21 protein-coding genes and 1 tRNA gene are annotated in these 23259 nt (G+C 63.9%); 13 read left to right on the forward strand and 9 right to left on the reverse strand.

Features of this window, described 5'->3' with window-relative positions; translation table 11 throughout:
• The first annotated feature begins 11 nt into the window (after positions 1 to 11).
• Positions 12 to 779 (forward strand): precorrin-2 dehydrogenase/sirohydrochlorin ferrochelatase family protein, encoded by a 768-nt coding sequence (locus tag P8R33_RS02180; RefSeq protein WP_278327350.1) that lies wholly within the window; start codon positions 12 to 14, stop codon positions 777 to 779.
• Here P8R33_RS02180 and P8R33_RS02185 read toward each other — a convergent pair.
• The 3 genes from P8R33_RS02185 to P8R33_RS02195 form a co-directional block, all read right to left on the reverse strand.
• Positions 776 to 1753 carry a helix-turn-helix domain-containing protein gene (locus P8R33_RS02185; RefSeq protein WP_278327351.1) on the reverse strand — a complete coding sequence of 326 codons (978 nt, stop codon included), beginning with the start codon at positions 1751 to 1753 and terminating at the stop codon, positions 776 to 778. The genes P8R33_RS02180 and P8R33_RS02185 overlap by 4 nt on opposite strands.
• A gap of 62 nt (positions 1754 to 1815) precedes the next feature.
• The gene (locus P8R33_RS02190) at positions 1816 to 2319 is read right to left on the reverse strand and encodes a L,D-transpeptidase family protein (protein WP_278327352.1); all 504 of its coding nucleotides are present in this window, start codon (positions 2317 to 2319) and stop codon (positions 1816 to 1818) included.
• Between the two features lie 28 nt (positions 2320 to 2347).
• Positions 2348 to 3637: an adenylosuccinate synthase gene (locus P8R33_RS02195; protein WP_278327353.1), complete on the reverse strand. Its 1290-nt coding sequence runs from the start codon at positions 3635 to 3637 to the stop codon at positions 2348 to 2350.
• Between the two features lie 125 nt (positions 3638 to 3762).
• Here P8R33_RS02195 and P8R33_RS02200 point away from each other — a divergent pair, with 125 nt between their 5' ends.
• From P8R33_RS02200 to P8R33_RS02210, 3 genes are read left to right on the forward strand one after another with little or no spacing between them, the layout of a single operon-like run.
• Positions 3763 to 4581 (forward strand): aldo/keto reductase, encoded by an 819-nt coding sequence (locus P8R33_RS02200; protein WP_278327354.1) that lies wholly within the window; start codon positions 3763 to 3765, stop codon positions 4579 to 4581.
• Positions 4582 to 4636: 55 nt separating this feature from the next.
• A complete protein-coding gene (gene trhO / locus P8R33_RS02205; protein WP_278327355.1) occupies positions 4637 to 5584 on the forward strand; it encodes an oxygen-dependent tRNA uridine(34) hydroxylase TrhO in 948 nt (315 codons plus the stop codon).
• A complete protein-coding gene (locus P8R33_RS02210) occupies positions 5577 to 6188 on the forward strand; it encodes a glutathione S-transferase (protein WP_278327356.1) in 612 nt (203 codons plus the stop codon). Before trhO ends, P8R33_RS02210 begins: the two co-directional genes overlap by 8 nt.
• Here the strand turns inward: P8R33_RS02210 and P8R33_RS02215 are convergent.
• The 3 genes from P8R33_RS02215 to P8R33_RS02225 all read right to left on the reverse strand — a co-directional run bounded on the left by P8R33_RS02215 (position 6185) and on the right by P8R33_RS02225 (position 10252).
• Entirely contained in the window at positions 6185 to 7297 is a 1113-nt protein-coding gene (locus P8R33_RS02215; RefSeq protein ID WP_278327357.1) for an ATP phosphoribosyltransferase regulatory subunit, read from the reverse strand. The genes P8R33_RS02210 and P8R33_RS02215 overlap by 4 nt on opposite strands.
• Positions 7298 to 7402: 105 nt before the next feature.
• Positions 7403 to 8998 carry a phosphoglycerate dehydrogenase gene (gene serA / locus P8R33_RS02220; protein WP_278327358.1) on the reverse strand — a complete coding sequence of 532 codons (1596 nt, stop codon included), beginning with the start codon at positions 8996 to 8998 and terminating at the stop codon, positions 7403 to 7405.
• 96 nt (positions 8999 to 9094) lie between these two features.
• Entirely contained in the window at positions 9095 to 10252 is a 1158-nt protein-coding gene (locus P8R33_RS02225; RefSeq protein WP_278327359.1) for a phosphoserine transaminase, read from the reverse strand.
• A 423-nt stretch (positions 10253 to 10675) separates the two neighbouring features.
• On the opposite strand from P8R33_RS02225, the gene P8R33_RS02230 reads away from it, so the two are divergent.
• Positions 10676 to 11824 (forward strand): glycosyltransferase family 4 protein, encoded by a 1149-nt coding sequence (locus tag P8R33_RS02230; RefSeq protein WP_278327360.1) that lies wholly within the window; start codon positions 10676 to 10678, stop codon positions 11822 to 11824.
• A gap of 6 nt (positions 11825 to 11830) precedes the next feature.
• On the opposite strand, the gene P8R33_RS02235 is transcribed toward P8R33_RS02230, so the two are convergent.
• Positions 11831 to 12268 (reverse strand): hypothetical protein, encoded by a 438-nt coding sequence (locus P8R33_RS02235; RefSeq protein ID WP_278327361.1) that lies wholly within the window; start codon positions 12266 to 12268, stop codon positions 11831 to 11833.
• A gap of 73 nt (positions 12269 to 12341) precedes the next feature.
• The gene (locus tag P8R33_RS02240; protein ID WP_278327362.1) at positions 12342 to 13103 is read right to left on the reverse strand and encodes a PadR family transcriptional regulator; all 762 of its coding nucleotides are present in this window, start codon (positions 13101 to 13103) and stop codon (positions 12342 to 12344) included.
• 98 nt (positions 13104 to 13201) lie between these two features.
• Here P8R33_RS02240 and P8R33_RS02245 point away from each other — a divergent pair, with 98 nt between their 5' ends.
• The 5 genes from P8R33_RS02245 to P8R33_RS02265 all read left to right on the forward strand — a co-directional run bounded on the left by P8R33_RS02245 (position 13202) and on the right by P8R33_RS02265 (position 19601).
• Positions 13202 to 14521, forward strand: coding sequence for a replication-associated recombination protein A (locus P8R33_RS02245; RefSeq protein ID WP_278327363.1), 1320 nt, complete (start codon positions 13202 to 13204; stop codon positions 14519 to 14521).
• Complete coding sequence (locus P8R33_RS02250; RefSeq protein WP_278327920.1) at positions 14521 to 15393, forward strand: hypothetical protein; 873 nt, start codon at positions 14521 to 14523, stop codon at positions 15391 to 15393. The genes P8R33_RS02245 and P8R33_RS02250 overlap by 1 nt, the downstream gene beginning before the upstream one ends.
• Before the next feature lie 91 nt (positions 15394 to 15484).
• Positions 15485 to 15560, forward strand: a tRNA-Thr gene (locus tag P8R33_RS02255).
• A gap of 70 nt (positions 15561 to 15630) precedes the next feature.
• Positions 15631 to 16173, forward strand: a complete 543-nt coding sequence (locus tag P8R33_RS02260; protein WP_278327364.1) for a PAS domain-containing protein — start codon at positions 15631 to 15633, stop codon at positions 16171 to 16173.
• Positions 16170 to 19601, forward strand: coding sequence for a CheR family methyltransferase (locus tag P8R33_RS02265; RefSeq protein WP_278327365.1), 3432 nt, complete (start codon positions 16170 to 16172; stop codon positions 19599 to 19601). The genes P8R33_RS02260 and P8R33_RS02265 overlap by 4 nt, the downstream gene beginning before the upstream one ends.
• A 13-nt stretch (positions 19602 to 19614) precedes the next feature.
• Here P8R33_RS02265 and P8R33_RS02270 read toward each other — a convergent pair whose 3' ends face one another.
• Positions 19615 to 19968 (reverse strand): response regulator, encoded by a 354-nt coding sequence (locus P8R33_RS02270; protein ID WP_278327366.1) that lies wholly within the window; start codon positions 19966 to 19968, stop codon positions 19615 to 19617.
• A 185-nt stretch (positions 19969 to 20153) separates the two neighbouring features.
• Between P8R33_RS02270 and obgE the strand changes: the two genes are divergently transcribed.
• From obgE to P8R33_RS02285, 3 genes are read left to right on the forward strand one after another with little or no spacing between them, the layout of a single operon-like run.
• Positions 20154 to 21209: a GTPase ObgE gene (gene obgE, locus P8R33_RS02275; RefSeq protein WP_278327367.1), complete on the forward strand. Its 1056-nt coding sequence runs from the start codon at positions 20154 to 20156 to the stop codon at positions 21207 to 21209.
• 19 nt (positions 21210 to 21228) lie between these two features.
• On the forward strand, positions 21229 to 22350 hold the full coding sequence (proB, locus tag P8R33_RS02280; protein WP_278327368.1) for a glutamate 5-kinase: 1122 nt from the start codon (positions 21229 to 21231) through the stop codon (positions 22348 to 22350).
• Positions 22347 to 23258, forward strand: coding sequence for an NAD-dependent epimerase/dehydratase family protein (locus P8R33_RS02285; RefSeq protein WP_278327369.1), 912 nt, complete (start codon positions 22347 to 22349; stop codon positions 23256 to 23258). Before proB ends, P8R33_RS02285 begins: the two co-directional genes overlap by 4 nt.
• The last annotated feature ends 1 nt before the right edge of the window (position 23259 follow it).

Raw genomic sequence — 23259 nt, forward strand, 5'->3', positions numbered from 1 at the left:
GCAGGCGCGCCGTGCATAGCCTGCCGCTCTTCCACCGCATGGCAGGCACGCGCGTGGTGGTCGTCGGCACCGGGGACATGGCCGAGGCCAAGGCGCGGCTGGTGATGCGGGCGGGCGGCATTCCCTGCGCCGAGACCGAAGCGCATCATGCGAAGATCGGCTTCGTCGCGCTGGAGGACGAGCGCGCTGCCGAGGCGGCGGCCTTGCGACTGAAGCGCGCGGGCCTGCTGGTCAACGTCGCCGACCGGCCCGATCTGTGCGACTTCACCCTGCCCAGCGTGCTCGACCGCGATCCCGTATTGGTGGCAGTGAGCACTGGCGGAGCCTCGGCGGGGCTGGCCAAGCATTTGCGGCTGCGACTGGAAGCGCTGCTGCCGCAATCGCTCGGCGCACTGGCGAAAGCGCTCGAAGGCGCTCGCGATGCGATCCGCCGGCGCTATCCCGAAGCCGACACCCGCCGCCGGGCACTGGACACCGCTCTAGGCGAAGGGGGCGCGCTCGATCCGTTCGAGACGAGCGATCCTGCGGCGGTACATGCATGGCTGAAGGATGTAGCGCATGAAGCCGACGGCGAGATCTTCGACTTCAGCCTCACGAGCGACGATCCCGACGACCTTACGTTGCGCCAGGCACGTGCCTTAGGCCGCGCCGACACGGTTCTGCACGATCCCCTCCTGCCCGAAGCAATCCTCGTACGCGCCCGCGCCGATGCGGTGCGCATCACCCTGCCGGCAGACCCGCCCGCAGAAGGACTAACCGTAATCCTGCGCCGCGCCTAGGCGGCTACCAGCTCCGGCGACACGGCAGCTATGTCCGAAAAATAGCGCGCCATGGCATCGGCGGTATCTTCGGACAGCGCGATATGCGCGCGCCGCCGGTCCTCAGGATCGGCCACGCGCACAAGCAAGCCGGTCTCGACCATCTGGCCGATCCAGCGCAGCGCCGTCGTCGCCGGGACGCCCGAGGCGATGCAGAGCGAGGTCACACAAACCTTGGTGCCTTCCGCCCGCGCCGCCGCAAGGTCGAGCAGCATGTCCCAGGCCGGGTCCGCGAACAGGTCGCCATCGAAATAGCGCGCACGCGCCTGGCGGTGCTTGATGATCTGCCGGATATGGCCGGCATCGGGCAGGCGCGGGCGATTGCCCGCCGGACGCTGCCGCACATAGGCATCGTCGTCGCTGCGCCAGCCGGGCTGCGGCGCTTCCAGCCGGAACGCTCCGCCGCTCACTCGCTGGCCGGGAGCAGTCTTCTCCAGCCGCTCTGCCATGCGCCCCACCTGCTCGGTCAGGCGGAGCAGCATCATCCGGTCTTCCTCGCCCAGCTCGCGCAGGCGCAGGTTCGGAACATGCGCCAGCACGCGCCCGATCGCGATCACCCGCTCCGACCGGCAGGGGTCGACGAGGATTTGCGGCGCGGAGGAAGAGAAACACCCGAAAATCGCATCGAGCGCGCCCATGGTGGTCGAGACGACCATCTGCGTACCCGCCTTGCCCGCCCGCATGTCGAGCCGCGATAGCAAGGCCAGAGCCTCCGCCGTATCCTCGGCGCAATCGACCAGCAGCACATCGCCCAACGCAGTAATCGCGCCGTTCGCATACTCGGCGAGCGACATGGAATGCAGCACACAGAACCCCGCGGCCTCGGCATCGTCGCGCAACTCGCCGCGGATATGCGCGCGGTCTGCCAGCACGGTCACGCCGATCTGGCACCCGGCCGAATTGCACACCGGCTCGTAACTGAAATCCGCCTGCATCGAATCGCGCTCCTGCTGTTTCTTGCGAACAGGATGAGAACAAATACGGATCAGGTCAAGACTCAGGCACGGATTTCGATCGGGGTCCCATCGGGCACCAGGCTCCACAACTCGGCGATTTCCGCATTGGTCAGGGCGATGCAGCCGTCGGTCCAGTCGCCCGGCACCCGCTGGTTGTTCGGCAGGCCGTTGGGCTGGCCGTGGATGAAGATCAGCCCGCCCGGCGAGCGGCCGCGCGCTCGTGCATAGGCCCGGTCGGCGGCGTTGGGATAATCGATGTAGAGCGACAGGAAGTAGCTCGACTGCCGGTTGCCGTAGGCGATCGTATAGCGGCCCTCGGGCGTACGCTCGTCGCCTTCGAATTGCTTGTGGCCGATGGGCCGGTCGCCGAACTGCAGGCCGCGATAGGTGCGGATGACCTCCGCACCCTGATAGACCCACAGCGTCCGCTCCGACTTGTCGATCAGGATGAAGTCGGCGACCTCGCCCTCGCGCGCCTGTTGGGTCGACCCAGGCGACGCGCCGAGCAGCGATAGCGAGAGCAACAGGATAGCGAGCCAGCGCATGGCGCGCATCCTGCCACCGCTGCGGCAATCAGTCCATGAACGGATCGCGCATCAGGATCGTGTCGTCGCGCTCCGGGCTGGTCGAAACCAGCGCGACGGGCGTTTCGATCAGCTCCTGCACGCGCTGGATGTATTTCACCGCATTGGCCGGCAAATCGGCGAAGCTGCGCGCGCCGGCGGTGCTTTCCTTCCAGCCGTCCATGCTCTCGTAGATCGGTTCGACCGCGGCCTGGTCGGCGGCGTGGCTGGGGAAGTAGTCGAACACCTGCCCGCGCAGGCGATAGCCGGTGCAGATCTTCACCTCGTCCAGCCCGTCGAGCACGTCGATCTTGGTCAGCGCAATGCCCGTCACGCCACTGATTGCGCAGCTTTGCCGCACGATGACCGCATCGAACCAGCCGACACGGCGCTGGCGGCCGGTGACAGTGCCGAATTCGTGGCCCCGCTCGCCCAGCCCCTGGCCGATCTCGTCCTCCAGCTCGGTCGGAAACGGGCCGCTGCCGACGCGGGTGGTGTAGGCCTTGACGATGCCGAGCACATAGCCGGTCGCATTGGGCCCCAGCCCGCTGCCCGCCGCAGCCGTCCCGCTGACGGTGTTGGAGCTGGTGACGAAGGGATAAGTGCCGTGATCGATATCGAGCAGCACGCCCTGCGCGCCCTCGAACAGGATCTTCGCGCCCGCCTTGCGGACCTTCTTGAGGCGCTTCCACACCGGCTGCGCATATTGCAGCACGAAATCGGCTATTTCGCGCAGCTCCTGCAACAGCGCCTCGCGATCTACCGGCGGCTGGTCGAACCCGGCGCGCAGTGCGTCGTGATGGGCGCACAGGCGGTCGAGCTGCGGTTCCAGATCGTCCAGATGCGCCAAATCGCACACGCGGATCGCGCGGCGGCCGACCTTGTCCTCGTACGCCGGTCCGATGCCGCGCCCTGTGGTGCCGATCTTGCCAGTGCCCGCTGCCGCTTCGCGCAGGCCGTCGAGGTCGCGGTGGATCGGCAGGATAAGCGGGCAATTGTCCGCCACGGCGAGATTGTCGGCAGTGACCTTCACGCCCTGCCCCTCGATCTTCTCGATCTCGGACTTGAGCGCCCAAGGGTCGAGCACCACGCCATTGCCGATGACGCTCAGCGTGCCGGACACGATGCCGCTGGGCAGCAGCGACAGCTTATATGTGGTACCGTCGATGACCAGCGTGTGGCCGGCATTGTGCCCGCCTTGGAAACGAACGACGGCATCGGCGCGGCTGGCCAGCCAGTCGACGATCTTGCCCTTGCCTTCATCGCCCCACTGGGCGCCGATCACGGTGACGTTGGCCATGTTGGATAAGCTTCCCTGCAATACTGCACAAACGCCGCGGGCGTTAGGCGCATGCGAAAGGTGGAGCAAGGCATTTGCCCGGAAACTTGCCGCCAGTTCTCCATTGTAAAGGCAAAGGAGACAGCATGACCGATTATCCCACTCTCACCCTTAACGACGACCGCCAGATTCCGCAGCTCGGCTTCGGCACATGGCAGATCGAGGAGGACGACGCTCCGCAAGCCGTGAAGACCGCGCTCGAGACCGGCTACTGGCTGGTCGACACCGCAGCGATCTACCAGAACGAGCGCGGCGTCGGCAAAGGCATCGGTGACTGGGCCGACATCTTTTTGCAGACCAAGATCTGGAACGAGAGCCAGGGGTACGACCGGACGCTGAAGGCGGCGGACAAGTGCCTTGAGCGGCTGGACCGCGACCACGTGGACATGCTGTTGATCCACTGGCCCTGCCCCGACAAGGGCCTGTTCGTCGACACCTGGAAAGCGCTGATCGAACTGCGCGACCAGGGCAAAGCGAAGAGCATCGGGGTCTCGAACTTCCGCGAGGAGGATTTGAAGCGGATCGTCGACGAGTCCGGCGTGGTCCCCGCGCTCAACCAGATCGAACTGCACCCCGGCTTTCAGCAGCGCGAAATGCGCAAGGTGCATGACGAGATGGGCATCGTAACCCAGAGCTGGTCTCCGCTCGGACAGGGCGGCGGCATGGATAGCGATGCGGTGAAATCGGTGGCCGAGGAGAGCGGCCAGGACCCGAGCGCCGTGGTCCTGCGCTGGCATATCCAGCATGGTCTGTGCCCGATCCCACGCTCGACCAACCCCGATCACATCCGCGCCAACTTCACCGCGCTCGATTTCGAACTGTCGGACGATCAGATGGCGAAACTCGACGCGCTGGACGACAGCGAAGGCAGGCTTGGGCCGGAACCGGGCAAGTTCAACGACTGAGGCGCAAACGGAGGGGATGCGAAGAACGTCCGCGCCTGCTATCAGCGCTGCCGCCATGTCGCATCCTGTCCGCATAGCCGCGCTCTACCACTTCACGCGCTTCGACGATCCTGTCGTGATCCGGCCGGAACTGCTTACTCTGTGCGAAGCGCAGGGGGTGCGCGGCACGCTGCTGCTCGCGCGCGAGGGCATCAACGGGACGATCGCCGGGAGCGCGGACGGCATCGACACTGTGCTCGACCACATCCGGCAACTGCCCGGTTGCACGGATCTGGAGGTCAAGTTCTCGCAGGCCGACGCAATGCCCTTCAATCGGATGAAAGTGCGGCTGAAACAGGAGATCGTCACGATGGGCCAGCCCGATCTCGACCCGGTGCAGGGCGTCGGCACCTATGTCGACCCGCAAGACTGGAATGCTCTTATTGCCGATCCCGACACAATCGTGATCGACACGCGCAACGATTATGAAGTGCAGATCGGCACCTTCGCAGGCGCGGTCGATCCGCAGACCACCAGCTTCCGCGAATTTCCCCAGTGGTTCCGCGCCAAGCGCGCCGAACTGGAGGCAGCAGGCCGCACGCCGAAAATCGCGATGTTCTGCACCGGCGGCATCCGCTGCGAGAAGTCGACGGCCTTCGCCAGGGCCGAGGGCGTGGAAGAGGTGTTCCACCTCAAGGGCGGCATCCTCAAATATCTCGAAACCGTCCCGGCGGAGCAAAGCCTGTGGCAGGGCGAATGCTTCGTATTCGACGAACGCGTCAGCGTCGGCCACGGCCTCGCGCCGGGTGATCACACACTGTGCCGCGCCTGCCGCCGGCCGGTGAGCGAAGCCGATCGCGCCGACGATCGCTTCGAGGAAGGCGTCAGTTGCCCGCGCTGTTTCTCCGAGCGCAGCGACGAGCAGCGCGCCCGCTATGCCGAGCGCCAGCGCCAGGAACGCCTCGCTGCCGAGCGTGGCGAAGAACACGTCGGGCGGCGCGAAATTGCGAGCGACGATGGCTGAGGCGATCCTCTACAGCTTCCGCCGCTGTCCTTATGCGATGCGCGCCCGCATGGCGTTGCATGTCAGCGGCCTCGCCTACGAACACCGCGAGGTCGTGCTGCGCGACAAGCCCGCGGCCATGCTGGAGGTATCGCCCAAGGGAACGGTGCCCGTTTTCGTGACCGCGGAGGGCGAGGTGCTGGAAGAGAGCCTCGACATCATGCGCCATGGTTTGGCGCAGAACGATCCCGAGGACTGGCTGGGCCGCGACGATCAGGCGCTGGTCGCTACGAACGACGGCCCGTTCAAGCACCACCTCGACCGATACAAATATGCCAGCCGCTACGAGGCCGTCGACCCTGAGCAGCACCGCGCCGCAGCGGTCGACATCCTTGCCGAGATCGACCGTCGCCTCGCTGCGTCACCCTATTTGTGCGACGACAAACCCGGCTTCGCCGACATCGCGATATTTCCCTTCGTGCGGCAGTTCGCCAATCACGATCGCGAACGGTTTGACGCCGATCTAATGCCGCACCTACAGGCGTGGCTGCAGGCACTCGTGTCCTCCGAGCTATTCGCTGCAATCATGACGAAGTATCCGAAATGGGAGCCGGTCGAAACTTAGAGAGAAACGGCTTCGGCTCCGTCCAGGCGATGTGTGCATCCTAGCTCCGCCGCATTTTCCTCGCTCGTGATTGCCGCCACAGTGCGCCAGCCAATTGCGCGCAGGCGGGCGGCAATATTGCGGTCGTGGCCGATGGGAAGGTACAGGGTCTTGCGGGTGTCGGGCGTTCGATCACCGAGCGCATCGAGCAGAGGGTCGATATAGAGTGAGAAGCCCGTTGCCTCCTCATCGCTGCCCTTGATCACATAGGTTCCGCCCCGCCCCAGCGCGCCCCGCGCGCCTTCGCCGTAGAGGGTGAAGCCGAACCAGCTCTGGTATTCGAAGCCGTGGCGTTCGGTCGGATCGAGCGTCAGGCGGGCGCGGTCGCCGACCGAGGCGGCGATTTCTCGCAGGCCCGCGATCCGGCTGGCGAGCGCACCGCCAGCATCGATCGCGGCCAACTTTTCGATGGCGTCGGGCAAGGGGCCGGTTGCGTAAAGGAGCGGCAGGTAAGCTTCGCCGCCGACTGCCGACAGCCCGCCCGCATCCTTGGTGTCGAGTTCGCGGCGGACCGCCTCGCGCTGCCCGGGATCGAGCGGAAGCGCCTTCTCGGCCAGGGTGTCGACCAGATCGGGCAGTGTGAAGTCGAGCGAAATATTCGCGACTCCTGCCGCTTCGAGTGCATCGATGGCGACATTTACGATCTCGCTTGCCGCGGCCACGCTGTCGCTACCGACGAGTTCCGCACCCATCTGTAAGCGCTGGCGGGCTGGGTCGAGCTGGTCCGCCTTCAGCAGGGCGACGTCGCCCGCGTAGCACAGGCGCAGAGGCCGCGGCGCTTCGGCGAGGCTGGTCGCCGCGATGCGTCCGACCTGCACCGTCATGTCGCTACGCAGCGCGAGCGTGCGCAAGCTGTCGGGGTCGGTGAAGCGCACCATGCGCCGAGTAGCGACGCCTTCCATGCGTCCGGCGAGCGATTTCTCGAACTCCACCAGCGGTGGCCGCACGCGGTCGTAGCCATGCGAGTCCATGCTATCGAGCACGGCACGCATGGCCTGGACTATGGCCCGCGATCGCGCCGGCAGCGCGTCTTCGAGCCCGACGGGCAGGAGGTCGTCTTGATTTGTCATTGAACCTCATTCGTCATCCCGGCCCCCGAGCCGGGATCGCTATCGACCAAGCGCCTAGCCGAGACCGATCCCGGGTCAAGCCCGGGATGACGATCTGGGGGATCGTCAGAACGCCAGAGGCATTACGGTCTTCACGCCTTCCAGCGCGCAGGCCTGTTTCACCACCTCGTCCGGAATCGGCTGGTCGACGCTCAGCAGCAGGGTGGCTTCCCCGCCCGCCGCGCGGCGGCCGAGGTTGAAGGTACCGATGTTGATGCCGTTTTCGCCCAGCAGCGAGCCAATGCGGCCGATGAAGCCAGGCGCGTCCTCGTTGACGATGTAGAGCATGTACCCCTTCAGCTCAGCCTCGATCCGCACGCCGAACATTTCGGTCAGGCGCGGTGCGTCGGCGCCGAACAGCGTCCCGGCCACCGAGCGATCGCCCTGCTCCGTCCCCACGGTCACGCGGATAAGCGTATTGTAAGCCCCTTCTTTTTCGTGACGGATGGAGCGGATGTCGAGGCCCCGCTCCTTGGCGAGATAGGGCGCGTTGACCATGTTCACCGTGTCGGAATATTGCCGCATCAGCCCCGCAAGGACCGCGCCCTCGATGGGCTTGCCGGACAGCTGCGCCGCCGCGCCTTCGCGCTCGATGCTGATCTTGGTCAGATTGCCGTGCGCCAGCTGCCCGACGAGGCTGCCGAGGTTTTCGGCCAAACCCATATAAGGCTTGAGCTTCGGGGCTTCCTCGGCGCTTAGGCTCGGCATGTTGAGCGCATTGGTGACGCCGCCGTTGACGAGGTAGTCGGCCATCTGCTCGGCGACCTGCAGGGCCACGTTGACCTGCGCTTCGGTGGTCGACGCACCAAGATGCGGCGTGCAGATGAAATTGGACTTGCCGAACAGCGGCGATTCCTTCGCCGGTTCGGTCTGGAACACGTCCAGCGCCGCGCCTGCGACCTGGCCGCTATCTAGCGCCTCGGCCAGGGCCGCCTCGTCGATCAGCCCGCCGCGCGCGCAGTTGACGATGCGGACGCCCTGTTTGGTCTTGGCAAGGTTTTCCTTCGACAGGATATTGCGCGTTTCGTCGGTCAGCGGGGTGTGCAGTGTGATGAATTCGGCGCGCCCCAGCAGCGTATCAAGATCGACCTTCTCGACTCCGATTTCCACCGCCCGTTCCTCCGTCAGGAAGGGGTCGAATGCGACTACCTTCATGCGCAGGCCCTGCGCGCGGGCGGCGACGATCGATCCGATGTTGCCCGCGCCGATCAGGCCGAGCGTCTTGCCGGTCAGCTCCACGCCCATGAAGTCGTTCTTGGGCCACTCACCGGCTTGCGTACGTGCATTGGCCTGCGGGATTTGCCGGGCGAGCGCGAACATCATCGCGACGGCGTGTTCGGCGGTGGTGATGGAATTGCCGAAGGGCGTGTTCATCACCACCACGCCCTTAGAACTGGCGTAGGGAATGTCGACGTTGTCGACCCCGATTCCAGCCCGCCCGATGACCTTGAGGTTGGTCGCTGCGTCGAGGATTTCGGGAGTGACCTTGGTCGAGGAGCGAATGGCGAGGCCATCATACTCGCCGATGCGGGCTTTCAGTTCTTCGGGCGCCTCGCCGGTGATGACGTCGACGTCGCAGCCGCGCTCTTCGAAGATACGCGCGGCGTTCGGGTCCATCTTGTCGCTGATGAGCACTCGGGGCCTCTTTGGGGGCTTGGTCATTTTGCTAACCTCGTCATCCCAGCGAACGCTGGGATCGTTATCGGAAATGTCGGAGCGTGCGGGAAGCGGTCCCAGCTTTCGCTGGGACGACGCCTGTCAGCCCGCTTTCACGGTCTCATAGGCCCATTCGATCCATGGAAGGAGACGCTTAAGGTCCTCCTGCTCGACCGTGCCGCCGCACCAGATGCGCAGGGACGGCGGGGCGTCGCGATAGCCGTTGAAGTCGTAGCCGACGTCGCGCTCTTCGAGCAGCTTGACGATCTTCTTGGGAACGCCCGCCTTGTCCTTGTCGGACAGGCTGTCGTACCACTCGCCCTGGAAGACGAAGCACACGCCGGTGTTGGTGCGCTTGGCAGGGTCAGAGACCATGTTGCGCAGCCACGGGGTCGCCTCGATCCAGTCGAGCACGATCTTCGCATTGGCATCGGCGCGTTCGAACATCGCCTTGCGGCCGCCCATCGCCTGCGCCCATTCGAGCGCATCGATATAGTCTTCGGTCGCCAGCATTGAGGGCGTGTTGATGGTCGCGCCTTCGAAGATGCCGGTGTTGATCTTGCCGCCCTTCTTGAGGCGGAAGAGCTTGGGCAGCGGCCATTCGGGATCGTAGCTTTCGATCCGTTCGACCGCTTTGGGGCTGAGGATCAGCATACCGTGTTGGGCTTCGCTTCCCATCACCTTCTGCCAGCTGTAGGTCGTGGCATCGAGCTTGGCCCAGTCCATCTCCATCGCGAAAACGGCGCTGGTGGCGTCATTGATCGCCACACCCTCGCGGCCCGGCGCGAGCCAGTCGGTGTTCGGAATTTTCGCCCCCGAAGTCGTGCCGTTCCAGGTGAAGACCACGTCGTTCTCCTGCGGGATCGACGCAAGATCGGGGATCTCGCCGTAGTCGGCATCCAGCGTGGTCAGCTTGGGCAGCTTGAGCTGCTTGACCGCATCCTGGATCCAGACGTTGCCGAAGCTTTCCCACGCCGCAACGGTTGCCGGGCGATCGGGGCGCAGCATCGTCCACATCGCGCATTCGAGCGCGCCGGTATCCGATGCGGGCATGATGCCGACGAGGTAATCCTCGGGCACGCCGAGCATCTCCTTCGACAGGTCGATGGCATATTTCAGCCGCGACTTGCCGAGGGCGCTGCGATGCGAGCGGCCGAGCGATTCGGTTTTGAGATTGGATGCGGACCAGCCCTTGTGCTTGGCAGTCGGTCCGGACGAAAAGAAGGGGCGCTCAGGCTTGAGCGTCGGTTCGGCAGTCATGTATTCTCTCCTTGCAGAGAGCACGCGCGGCGTTGGGACCGCGTGGCCCGTCGACGGCAATAATCTTGCGGGCAGCGTAGTCAATGCGAAATAGGAATGCATCGACAGGCTGGGGGTTCGCTGGGTCAACGCAGGCTGGCAGGAATGGGTCCGTTTTTGTTTAATGCGGGCCAGACATCCGTCCGGCCCTCGCTGTTCCATCCCGCGGGCCCTCCCGGCGCTTTTGTTGCGTACGGAAAGCACATCCGTGCTTTCCTTGGCTGTTCCGTCCCACTCTCCCACCCGGCCACCCAAACAGTATAGTGCCGTGGGTGGCCGGGTGGGGGAGTGGGACGGAACAGCCGCAAGCCTTCGACGGATGTCGAAGGCGCAACCAACCAGGACTCTCGCCAAACGCTCTCCTGCACCCTATGGCCCGCGACGATGAACGCTTCCGACCTTCGCATCGCCATGTTCAGCGGCAACTACAACATGACCGTGGACGGCGCGAACAAGGCATTGAACAGGCTGGCCGAGTTCCTGCTTCGCCAAGGTGTTACCTTGCGCGTGTATTCACCGACCATCGACACACCCGCGTTCGAACCGCAAGGCGATCTGGTCAGCCTGCCCTCCGTGCCCATCCCCGGCCGCTCGGAATATCGCGTCCCTTATGGATTGAATGACGAGGTGCGCCGCGATCTGGAAGACTTCCGGCCCAACATGATGCACATCTCGTCGCCGGATTTCAGTGCGAGAGCGGCTGTGGAATGGGCGCGCAAACGCGATATTCCCGTGCTCGGTTCGGTGCACACACGCTTCGAAACCTATCCGCGCTACTATAAGCTCGGCTTCCTCGAACCGCTGGTCGAAACGTACCTCCGCAGTCTTTATCGCAAGTGCGACGCGTTGGTGACGCCCTCGCAAAGCATGGTCGATACTTTGCACGAACAGCGCATGCATCGCGATATCTCGATCTGGTCGCGCGGGGTCGACCGGACCATTTTCCACCCCTCCAAGCGCGATATGGAGTGGCGCCGCGCCCAGGGGCTGGCGGACGACGACGTGGCCATCGTCTTCCTCGGCCGGCTGGTCATGGAGAAGGGCCTCGACATCTTCGCCGACACGATCGTCGAACTTCGCAAGGAGCAGGTGCCGCACAAGGTGCTGGTCATCGGCGACGGCCCGGCGCGCGGATGGTTCGAAAAGACCCTGCCCGGCGGGACCTTCGTGGGTTTCCAGGGCGGCGCGGACCTGGGCCGGGCGCTGGCGAGCGGCGACATCTTCTTGAACCCGTCGGTCACGGAAACCTTCGGCAATGTCACCCTGGAGGCGATGGCCTGCGGGCTGCCGGTCGTGGCTGCCGGAGCGACAGGGAGCGCCAGCCTGGTCGAAGACTGGGAGACCGGCCGTCTGGTCGAGGCAGGCAAGCCGCGCGAATTCGCCGAGGCGCTCGCCCCTTACTGCATGAACCCGGAGCTGCGCGCGCGCCACGGCGAGGCCGGCGCACGCGCAGCTAGCGAGTATTCTTGGGACGCGATCAATCAGGTGGTAGTCGATACCTACCTGCGCCTGCTCGAGCAGCGCAGAGCTTAGCTCCGGTCAGCGCAGCACGCCCTTGCGCCGCATGCTGATTGCATAAACCAGCAGGAACACCGCGATGCTCCACAGCAGGATCGGGAACCAGCCCGGCTGTATTTCAGCCAGTTCGGGCGGCATGTCGGCCCCCGCCTCGTAGAGCGTCGTCAGCGCGATGCCGACGATCGACAGCGCAAACGACCACACCGCAAACCGGCTGCGCATCAGCAATAGCACCGATCCGATTACTGCGCCCCAGACACCCAGCGCCCAGCCGCTATGCGCCCAGATCGGAAATGCATCGAGATAGGCGATGCCTTCCGCCGGATAGCCCATGGATTCGAGATAGGCCTGGTTCCTCAGGTTGGTCATGGTGTAATCATACGCGCCGAAGGCGTTCCACAGCAGCGAAACCACGCCGACCAGCCACAAGTGCCACGGTGTCCTGACAGTTTCCGTCATACTTCACTCTCCCCTCTGCCGACCCTCGTCACGCAGCGTAGCGAGGATCGGCAGAGAGGCAAGCAAGACAGGGTCATAGCCGCTCGATCTTCTTCGCCAGATCGTCCACCAGATCGACGATTTCGCGCATGGTCTTCTCGTCGAGCTGGCCGCTCTTGGCGCGGTTCTTCAGCACTGTGGCGAGATTACCGACGGCACGGAACATCTCGGGTGTGGCGAAAGCCTTGCCGGATTTCGCGCGGCGCTGACGCTGGCCTTCGATCCGCTCGACCAGGCTTTCGATCTCGTCCTTGCGATCGACCAACTCGCCACGCCCTTTTTCCGTAGCACGATAGGCCTTGCGCGGCTCGTCGCCATCGACTTCGCGGATCAGCCCCTCGTCCTCGAGCAACGAAAGCGTCGGATAGACCGTGCCCGGGCTCGGCGAATAATTGCCGCCAGTCATGTCCTCCACCGCCTTGATGAGCTCGTAGCCGTGGCGCGGTTCCTCCGCGATCAGGTGCAGCAGCAACAGGCGCAATTCGCCCGGAGCGAACATGCGGCGGCGGCGCGCGCGGTGCTTCCCGCCGGATCTGCGGGAGCCGTTGCCGAAGGGTCCGTTCGGGCCGAAGGGTCCGCCGGGTCCGAAAGGTCCGTCCGGGCCGAAGGGGCCCTTGGGTCCGAATACGCCCTCGGGTCCAAAAAAGCCCGACGCGCTATAAGTGCGGCTGTAAGAACCGTCGCGGTCGGGATCAACATCGTCCTCGATGTCCACATCGACGTCGAAGTCCTCACCTTCGGGATGATCGGGGATGTTGCCTTCCAGCGGCTCGTCGCGTTCGTCTTTGCCAGTCATATCGTAACTCCTTTTAGATATGACTAAGATATATCTTCCATTGCCTCCCGCAAGAGCCCCCTGCAAAAGCTCGACGAAACCCCTATGTCAGCCGACCAATGGCCGACCTCTTCCCCGACAGCCTCCCGGCGACTGCCGAGACCGAACCGCCGCGCGAAGATGCGCCGCTGGCTGATCGGTTGCGCCCGCAGGTGCTCGACGAGGTGGTCGGGCAAGATCATCTGACCGGTCCCGAAGGCGCAATCGGGCGGATGGTAGCAGCAGGCCGCCTGTCCAGCATGATATTGTGGGGGCCGCCCGGCACCGGGAAGACGACGATCGCGCGCCTGCTGGCCGACAGCGTCGGCATGCGCTTCGAGAGCGTCAGCGCCGTGTTCAGCGGCGTCGCCGACCTCAAGAAGGCCTTTGCCGCCGCCGACAAGGCCGCAGCAGCCGGACAGCGCACGCTATTGTTCGTGGACGAAATCCATCGCTTCAACCGCGCCCAGCAGGACGGCTTCCTCCCCTTCGTGGAACGCGGCACGGTCACGCTAGTCGGCGCGACGACCGAGAACCCCAGCTTCGCGCTCAACGCCGCGCTGCTCAGCCGCGCGCAGGTGCTGATTCTCCAGCGGCTCGACCACGATGCGCTGGGTTCGCTGCTCGACAAGGCTGAGGAACTGGAAGGCGCCCTCCCCCTCACTCCCGAGGCCCGCGATGCACTGGTTGCCAGTGCAGATGGCGACGGGCGGTTCCTGCTCAATCAGGCCGAAACGCTCTACAACGCGAAGATCGACGAGCCGCTCGATCCCGCCGCGCTCGGACAATTTCTGCAACGCCGGGTCGCCGTCTACGACAAGGATCGGGAGGGGCATTACAATCTCATCTCCGCACTTCATAAAGCAGTGCGTGGCAGCGACGTACAGGCGAGCCTTTATTATCTCGCTCGCATGCTTACTGCAGGCGAAGAACCGCGCTTCCTTGCCCGTCGCCTGATCCGCATGGCAGTGGAGGATATCGGCATGGCCGATCCGCAGGCGCTGGTGCAATGCATGGCAGCCAAGGATGCCTACGAATTCCTCGGCAGCCCCGAAGGCGAGCTCGCGCTGGTGCAGGCTTGCACTTATCTCGCTACCGCGCCGAAATCGAACGCGGTCTATAAGGCGCAGAAGGCGTCGTTCAAATCGGCTAGGGAAACCGGCAGCCTGATGCCGCCGCAGAACATCCTCAACGCGCCGACCAAGCTGATGAAGGATATCGGCTACGGCGCGGGCTACAGCTACGATCACAATTCCGACGAGGGTTTCTCGGGCGACAATTACTGGCCCGACGAAATGGAGCCGCAGGAATACTACCAGCCCGTCGATCGCGGCTTCGAGCGCGAGGTGAAGAAGCGGCTCGATTACTGGGACAAGCTGAGAAACGAGAGGCATTCGTAATCCGCAATTTCGACAATTTCCTCGCCATCGACTGGTCGGGCGCGAAGGGGCGCAAACACAGGGGCATCGCGCTCGCATTCGCCAAAGCAGGCGGCGGCGCACCGGTGCTGATCGACCATCGCTGGAGCCGCGAGGAAGTGCTCACGGTGCTGCGCGAAGACCTGCCGAAGAACACCCTCGTCGGTCTCGATCTCGGCATCAGCCTGCCCCACGCCGATTGCGGCGCATATTTTCCGGAGAACAAAGTCTCGCTGCCCGATGCTCCAGCGCTATGGGCCCTGATCGACGATATCTGCCGCAAGGACGAGCATTTCGGCGTGCAGTCTTTCGTCGACCATCCGGATTACGCGCCCTATTTCCGCAATGGAACCGATACCGGCGCGCATTTCGGCTGCGACGATGCGGCGCATGGCCGCGGGCGCTTCCGCGTGACCGAAAAAGCGCAGGCAGAGATGGGTTGCAAACCCTATTCCAATTTCAACCTCGTCGGGGCGGCGCAGGTCGGCAAGTCGAGTCTGACGGGCATGCGGATGCTGCATCACTTGCGCGGCCTGCTGCCGGTCTGGCCGATCGACCCGCTGCCGCGCAAAGGCTCGGTCATCGTCGAAATCTACACCAGCCTTGCTGCGATGGAGGCCGGGCGCAGCGCATCGCGCGCCAAGATGCGCAGCCATGAGGATTTGAACGAGGCGCTCGCCGCACTCGGATCGACACCGGTGTCGGGCAAAGGGCCGATCGACGACCATTCCTCCGATGCGCTCCTCAGCGCCGCATGGCTACGCAAGGTGGCTGGAGAAAGGCGTCGGTGGCAGCCCACGGCGATGACCCCGCAAATCGCGCGCACGGAGGGCTGGACTTTCGGCGCGTTTTGACGCAGTGGCGCGCCACGTTACGACGCTTGTCATTGACCTCTTGCAGGGCACCAACACCCCTCAAGTGGCGAAGCGCTAGGGCGAAAATTGTGCCGGCTTAGCTCAGCTGGTAGAGCACCTGATTTGTAATCAGGGGGCCGCGGGTTCGACTCCTGCAGCCGGCACCAAATTTAACTAAAAGCACAATCAAGCATTTTGCCTTGGCCATTGGCTACTTGCCACCTAGGTAAATGCGTGATGGATACCTTCTTCACCAGCGCCGAACTCCCTGCAGGTCTGCGCAGCGCTTTTGCCGAGAGCCGCATTTCGCTCAGCCTGGCCGATGCGAAGGCTGAAGACATGCCGCTGATCGCAGTGAATCAGCCATTCTGCGATATGTCCGGTTACGGCCCGGACGAGGTTCTGGATCGCAACTGCCGTTTCCTCCAGCCGGACGAATCTCCCGACGCCGTTCGCAAGGATATGCGAGAATTCCTCTACGATTCCGACGAGCCCGATGGCCGGTTCGTAATTCCGAACGTCACGAAGGACGGGCGGAAATTCCTGAACCTGGTGTATATGGCCAAGCTCAAGAAAGACGATGAGGTCACTTACGTGCTCGGCTCGCAGTTTCCGGTCGACCCGGAGAAGGCTTCCGAGCCCGACCTCTACGATCGCGCGCTCAAGGAGAGTCTGAAGCAGCTCAATTTGCTGACCGGCGATGACAACTGGGCCCTGCTCGGCAGTTTCGACGCGCTGGCGTCGAGCCACTCCATCATTGCAAGGGCCCGAATGGAATGAAGGAGGGCGCACCAGCAAGCAAGCCCGCACGATCGGGCGAATTCGCGATCGTCGGCGTCGGTGCGTCGGCGGGCGGGCTGGAAGCCTTGCGCGAAATGTTCAGCGGCTTCGACGGCCAGAGCGGCATGGCCTTCGTGGTGGTCCAGCATCTCGATCCCACGCACGAATCGCTGATGGCGCAGCTGCTCGAACGCTACACGCCGATGGCGGTGAAGCAGGCGGAAGGCGGGGAGAAGCTCGAACCCGACCATATTTACGTCATTCCGCCGGCCCATGGCCTCGCGGTGAAGGACGGTGTGCTCGAGCTGACGGAATTCACCGAACAGCGCGGCATGCGTCGCCCGATCGACGATTTCTTCGAGAGCCTTGCGAAGGATCAGGGCGAGCGCGCGGCCTGTGTGATCCTCTCGGGCACCGGCGCGGATGGCAGCCGGGGCCTGCGGGCGATCAAGGAACATTCGGGCATCTGCATCGCGCAGGATCCCGACACAGCCGCCTATGACGGCATGCCCACTGCCGCCATCGGCACGGGGCTGGTCGACATCACCTGCGACCCGCGCGACACGGTCGAGCACCTGTCGAAATTCTTCCAGCGCGCCGGCCTCGCCGATGTGGTCGAGAACGATCTCGAGGATGCCGACACGCTGCTCGATATCTGCGATGTCCTGCGCGAGGCCGTCGGCCACGATTTCTCGAATTACAAGCGCAGTACGCTCAATCGCCGGGTCGCTCGCCGAATGCAGGTTCTCGGTATCGAGAATACCAAGGCGTATCTCAAGCACCTCCAGGAAAACGGCAACGAATGCAGCGCATTGTTCAGCGACCTGCTGATCAACGTCACCCGCTTCTTCCGCGATTCCGAACATTTCAAGCAGCTCGACGAGTTGGTCATTTCGCCGATGGTGAAAGAAGCCAAGAACGGCGAAGAGCTGCGGATTTGGGTGCCTGGCTGCTCCAGTGGCGAAGAGGCTTATAGCATTGCCATGCTGTTTGCAGAAGCAGCCAAGCGGTTCGACAAGCGCCCCTATGTGCAGGTGTTCGCTACCGACATCGACGACAAGATGCTCGATATAGGGCGGAGGGGCGTCTACCCGCTGGCGTCGCTGCAGGACATCCCCAAGCTTTTCCAGGATGAATACATCTACGGAAGCAAGGACAAGTTCACCATCGCCCCGCAGATCAGGGACATGGTGCGCTTCAGCGTCCACAACCTCGTGCGCGATCCGCCCTATTCCAAGATCGATCTCGTCGCCTGCCGCAACGTCCTGATCTATTTCGACGATTCGCTGCAGAAGCTGGTGTTCCCATTGTTTCACTTCGCCACTCGGGAAAGCGGTTACCTGTTCCTCGGATCGTCGGAAACGATCGGGCGGCATGAAGACCTTTTCGAATCCGTGGACCAGTCGGCGCGGATTTTCCGGCGCAAGAACGTGAAGGGCAACTACACGCTCAATCTGGCCAGCGACGTATCGCGGCAAATCAATCGCAGCCGACAAAGGCCGAACCGGGAGGAAACCACGCGGCGGGGCGGCGTCGAGCTGCGCGCTCTGGAAAAGCTGGCGCAGCGCTACTCGCCCGTCAGCCTCTTGCTCGATCGTGAGGCCATGCTGCTTGAACGCTGGGGATCGGCCGGGCGGTATCTCGATTTCCCCGAGCGGTTGGAACGCTCGATCCACGTGCCCTCGCTCGCCCGCCCGGGCCTGCGCGAATTGTTCGGCCCGATGATCCGCCAGGTCTCCAACACCGGGCGCAGGGCCATCGTGAAAGAGGTAGAGATCGTTACCGATTTCGGCACGCTGGAGGCGACCATCGTCTGCGAGCCGATCGACAACCAGACCTTCCTCTTCGTCGTGAACGAGACCCGCGGCCTCGAACCCGACACCGGGGATGATTACGACGAATTCGATCCCGAAGACGGCCAGCGGCAGTTCCTCGAAGAAGAGTTGCAGGCCACCCGGCATCGACTGCGCTCGACGGTGGAGGAGCTGGAAACGACGAACGAGGAGCTGAAGAGCTCCAACGAAGAAATGATGTCGATGAACGAGGAGCTCCAATCCACCAACGAGGAGCTTACGACCGTCAACGACGAGCTGAAGAACAAGGTCGATCAGCTGACCACGGCCAATGCCGATCTCAAAAACTTCTTCGACAGCACCAAGCTGGCGGTGATCGTCGTCGATTCCGAGCTGAAACTACGCAGCTTTACCGATGCAGCCGAAGACCTCTTCCCGCTGACGAAGGAGAATATCGGGGAACCGCTCTCCACCCTACCGCATAATCTCGACAACGATCATTTCGTCCAAATGGCGAAGAGCGCCGCCAAGCAGGGAATGCAGGTTGAAGAGGGTATGCATTCGAGTTCTCTTGATCGCGAGCTCGTGTTGCAAGCAATCCCTTATCGCTTGCTTGACGGTCAGCTGGACGGCGCAACGCTGATCTTCACCGACGTCTCCGAAACGCTGTCGCTGGAACGCGACCTGCGTGAAGAACGCGAGCGTCTGAGGCTCGCCCTGGAGGTCGCGAAGATCGGCGTCTGGGAATACGAACCCTCGACCGACAAGACGGTGCTGGATCCGACCGAGCGCAATCTGTTCGACCTAGCCCAGGACGATCCCGGCGACACGCTGGAGCCGATCATGGCCTCGCTGCCGCCGAATGATCGCGATCGCGTCAATCGCGCATTGCGCATGGCGATGGAAGGAGACAGCGATTTCGACGAAGTCTTCCGCTTGCCGCTCGACGATGGCGAGACCCGCTACCTCCACGGCCTCGGCAAGCTCATCGAGGTCTCCGGAACGCGCAAATTCATCGGCGTGACCTTCGATGTGTCTGCCGAACGCCGCCTGCTCGATCAGCGCGAGCTGATGATCCGCGAGATGAACCACCGGGTGAAGAACCTGTTCTCGGTCATCTCGGCGATGGTTTCGATTGCCGCGCGCGATGCCGAGGATATCGCAACCTTCGCCGAGGGCCTGCGCGATCGCATTCATGCGCTTGGCCGGTCGCACTCGCTGACCAACGAGGCGGGAAGTGCCGCGGATGGTGGCATTGCGCTATCGAAGCTCGTCGATACGGTCCTGCGGCCTAATCTCGCCGGTCAAAAGGTCGACATGTCCGGACCCGATACGACCATTGGCAACGAAAAGATTACATCGATTGCGCTGATTCTGCATGAGTGGGCCACCAATTCGACCAAGTACGGAGCGCTGGCCACCCGCGACGGGTCGATTGACATTCGCTGGATCGCACAGGATGACGAAGTCGCGATCGACTGGCAGGAGGACGGTCAGGCAGCGGGGGAGAAGGTCGACAGCGGGCCGGGCTTCGGCACCAAGCTCGTGCAAACGGCTGCACGTCAGCTTCGCGGTGAAGCCAGCGGCGATGCGATCGAAGGCGGTTATCGCCGGACTTTGAAATTCCCGACTTAGTCGGGCAAAAGCGTCAGGCAGCGCAGCTTTTGACTTCGCCGGCCATTTCGAGAGCCGTGCCGATATCTGCTGGCGATGCCGGCTTTTCGAGCTTCGGGCAGTCGGAAAATTCCTGGCACAGCTCTTTGTGCGAGAGGTTCGCGCTGACGAAAATCACCGGAACGCCCTTCGCAGTCAGGTCACGGGCGACCGGCCAGACCGGCACTCCTGCGACATCGATATCCAGCAGGGCGAGGTCGGGGGCTTCGCTTTCCAAAGAGGCCAGCGCACCCTCCACGCTCGTCGATTCCGAGTGGATCGCGTAGCCGAGATCTTCGACGGTATGGACGAGGTCGAGCAGCACCAGTGCCTCGTCGTCTACAATCATAACATTCTGCATCGGGGCGACTTTTAACCTTATCCCGCCTTAATCGTGTGGACCGAACGGCCCAATCCCGAAAACTGTTCCACGCTTCGTCGATTTTCGTGAAGTTCCGTTAACCATTGGGTAACCCATCGTAGCGGCGCATTGCGATCTCGCCTTGCCTGACAAAAGCGACTAGAGGCCGCGGCATGCATTTTCTCGATCAGGCCAAGATCTATCTCAAGTCCGGCGCGGGCGGCCCCGGTGCCGTCAGCTTCCGGCGCGAGAAGTATATCGAATACGGTGGTCCCGACGGCGGCAATGGCGGCAAAGGCGGCGATATCGTGTTCGAAGCGGTGCAGGGTCTCAATACGCTGATCGACTTCCGCTATGCCCAGCACTTCAAGGCGAAGCGCGGTACGCATGGCCAGGGTAAGGACCGCACTGGTGCCGGCGCGCCCGATCTCGTCATCGAGGTTCCCGTTGGCACGCAGGTGCTGAGCGAGGACAAGGAAGAGGTGCTCGCCGATTTCACCGAAGTCGGCCAGCGCGTCGTTTTCCTCGAAGGCGGCATGGGCGGGCGCGGCAATGCCAGCTACAAGTCCAGCACCAATCGCGCCCCGCGCCAGCACCAGCCGGGCGAGCCGGGTGAGGAGATGTGGGTCTGGCTGCGGCTGAAACTGCTTGCCGACGTCGGCCTGCTGGGCCTCCCCAATGCGGGCAAGAGCACTTTAATCAACCAGGTCTCCAACGCCAAGGCCAAGGTCGGCCATTACGCTTTCACCACGCTGGTGCCCAAGCTGGGCGTCGTAAGCCACAAGGGCCGCGAATTCGTGCTGGCCGACATCCCCGGCCTGATCGCGGGCGCAGCCGACGGTGCGGGGATAGGCGACCGTTTCCTCGGCCATATCGAGCGCTGCCGCGTGCTAATCCACCTCATCGATATTTCGGGCGATGATCCCGCCGCGGCCTATCGTACAGTCAATGATGAGCTCGAGGCCTATGGCGCAGGCTTGGATGACAAGGCGCAACTGGTCGCGTTGAATAAGCTCGACCTTGCCGACCAGGAGTTGGGCGAAGGCTTCGCCGAGGAATTGCTCGCCGCGGGGGCCGACAAGGTCTTCACGGTGTCGGGCGCGACCGGTGCCGGCATCCCGGAACTGCTCGACGCCGTGCTCGGCTATCTGCCCGACCGCACTGCGACCGAAACGCATGCCGAAGAAGTCGAGGACGACGATCAGGCACCCGACTGGTCGCCAATCTAGGCGAAGAATGCACAGGCACATGGCGCAGGCTGTCCCTCTCGACCTCACCGCAAGCCGACGTCTTGTCGTCAAGGTCGGCTCGGCACTGCTGGTCGAAGACGGTGCTCCCCGCGCAGACTGGCTGGCGACGCTGGCAGAGGACCTTGCGATGCTACGCGCGCAGGGGATCGAGATCGTCGTGGTGTCCTCAGGCGCAATCGCCCTCGGCGCGGCGAAGCTCGGCATGGCGAAGGGCGGGCGCGGTAGCCTGGCTGACGCGCAGGCGGCGGCGAGTGTCGGCCAGGTCGAGCTGGCGCGGCTTTGGTCGGAAAATCTCGGCCGCCACGAAATTACTGCCGCGCAGATGCTGGTCACATTGGGTGACCTGGAAGACCGGCGGCGCTACCTCAACGCCTCGGCCACGCTGCAGCGTCTGATTGAGGCCGGCGCGGTGCCGGTAGTGAACGAGAACGACAGCGTCGCCACCGAGGAAATCCGCTTTGGAGACAATGATCGGCTGGCCGCGCGCGTGGCGCAGGCGGCGGGTGCCGATGCCGTGATCCTGCTGTCCGACGTCGACGGTCTCTACGACCGCGACCCGCGCGAAGACGGCGCGGTTCGTCTGGAGCGGGTCGAGGGCGTTACGCCGGAGATTATCGCCATGGCGGACACCTCTTCGACTTCGGGGCTCGGTTCGGGCGGGATGCTCGCCAAGCTGCAAGCAGCGCGCATTGCGGAGCGGGCTGGAATCTCGCTGGTAATCGCCAATGGCACCCACCTCTCGCCGCTCAGTCGGTACCGTGAGACCGGTGTCGGCACGGTCTTTGCGCCGCAACAGGATGCCAGTGCGCGCAAGGCATGGCTGGCTGGGAGGCTCGCACCGGCAGGGGTGCTGACTGTCGATGCGGGATGCGCCGAAGCACTCGGCAAAGGTGCCAGCCTGCTCGCTGCCGGCCTCGCCGAGATTGAGGGCGAATTCGCACGCGGCGATCTCGTCGCGATCTTCGGGCCCAAGGGCGAACGGCTCGGACAGGGGCTCGTCGAATATAGCGATGCCGAATGCCGTGCGATTCTCGGCCTTCGCGAAGAGCAGCAGGAAGCGAAGCTTGGCTACGCCCCTCGCGCTGCCGTAATCCATCGCGATCATATGGTGCAGGCATGACCATCGCTCTGACCGGTGCGACCGGCTTCGTCGGTCAGGCCGTGCTTGATGAGGCAATACAGCGCGAGGTCGCGATCCGCGCCCTCTCCCGCCGCGCACAAAAGGATCGCGCCGGAGTCGAGTGGATCGAGGGAACCCTAGCCGACACTGCGTCGCTCGAAACGCTCGCGTGCGGAGCGGACGCGATGATCCACGTCGCGGGCCTGACCAATTCGCCGGATCCGGCAGCCTTTGAGACCGCGAATGTCGATGGCACGTCGCACGTCATCGCGGCAATGAAGGCAGCGAAATGCAAGCGGCTGGTCTTCGTCTCCTCGCTCTCCGCCCGCGAGCCGGGCTTGTCCGCCTATGGGGCATCCAAGGCGCGCGCCGAGGAGCTGGTGCAGGCGAGCGGCCTCGACTGGACGATCCTGCGCCCGCCCGGCGTCTATGGCCCGCGGGATATCGACTATCTCGAGATGTTTCGCAGCGCGAAATGGGGCTTCATCCCCCTGCCCCCGCGCGGCGCAAGCTCGATCATCCACGTCGGCGATCTGGCGCGGCTGCTGCTCGACCTCGTCGATGCGCCGCCCGCACTGGTTCGCCGCCAGACCTTCGAGCCCGACGACGGGCGCGAGGGCGGCTGGGCGCACAAGGAACTCGCCCGCGAGATCGGACGCGCTGTCGGTCGCCGCGTCTTCGCCCCGCACCTGCCGAAACCGCTCATGCTCGCAGGTGCGCGCGCCGATCGCCTGTTGCGTGGCGACAAGGCACGGCTCACACCTGACCGCGTCGGCTACATGGCGCATCCCAACTGGGTCGCCCGCTCCGCCAGGCGCGTGCCCAATTCGGTGTGGGAGCCGCACATCAAAGGCGAAGATGGCTTGAAGCAAACCGCCGAGTGGTACCGCCGCGAAGGCTGGCTCTAGG

The organism is Qipengyuania flavescens (assembly GCF_029688735.1).
Classification (GTDB): Bacteria; Pseudomonadota; Alphaproteobacteria; order Sphingomonadales; family Sphingomonadaceae; genus Qipengyuania.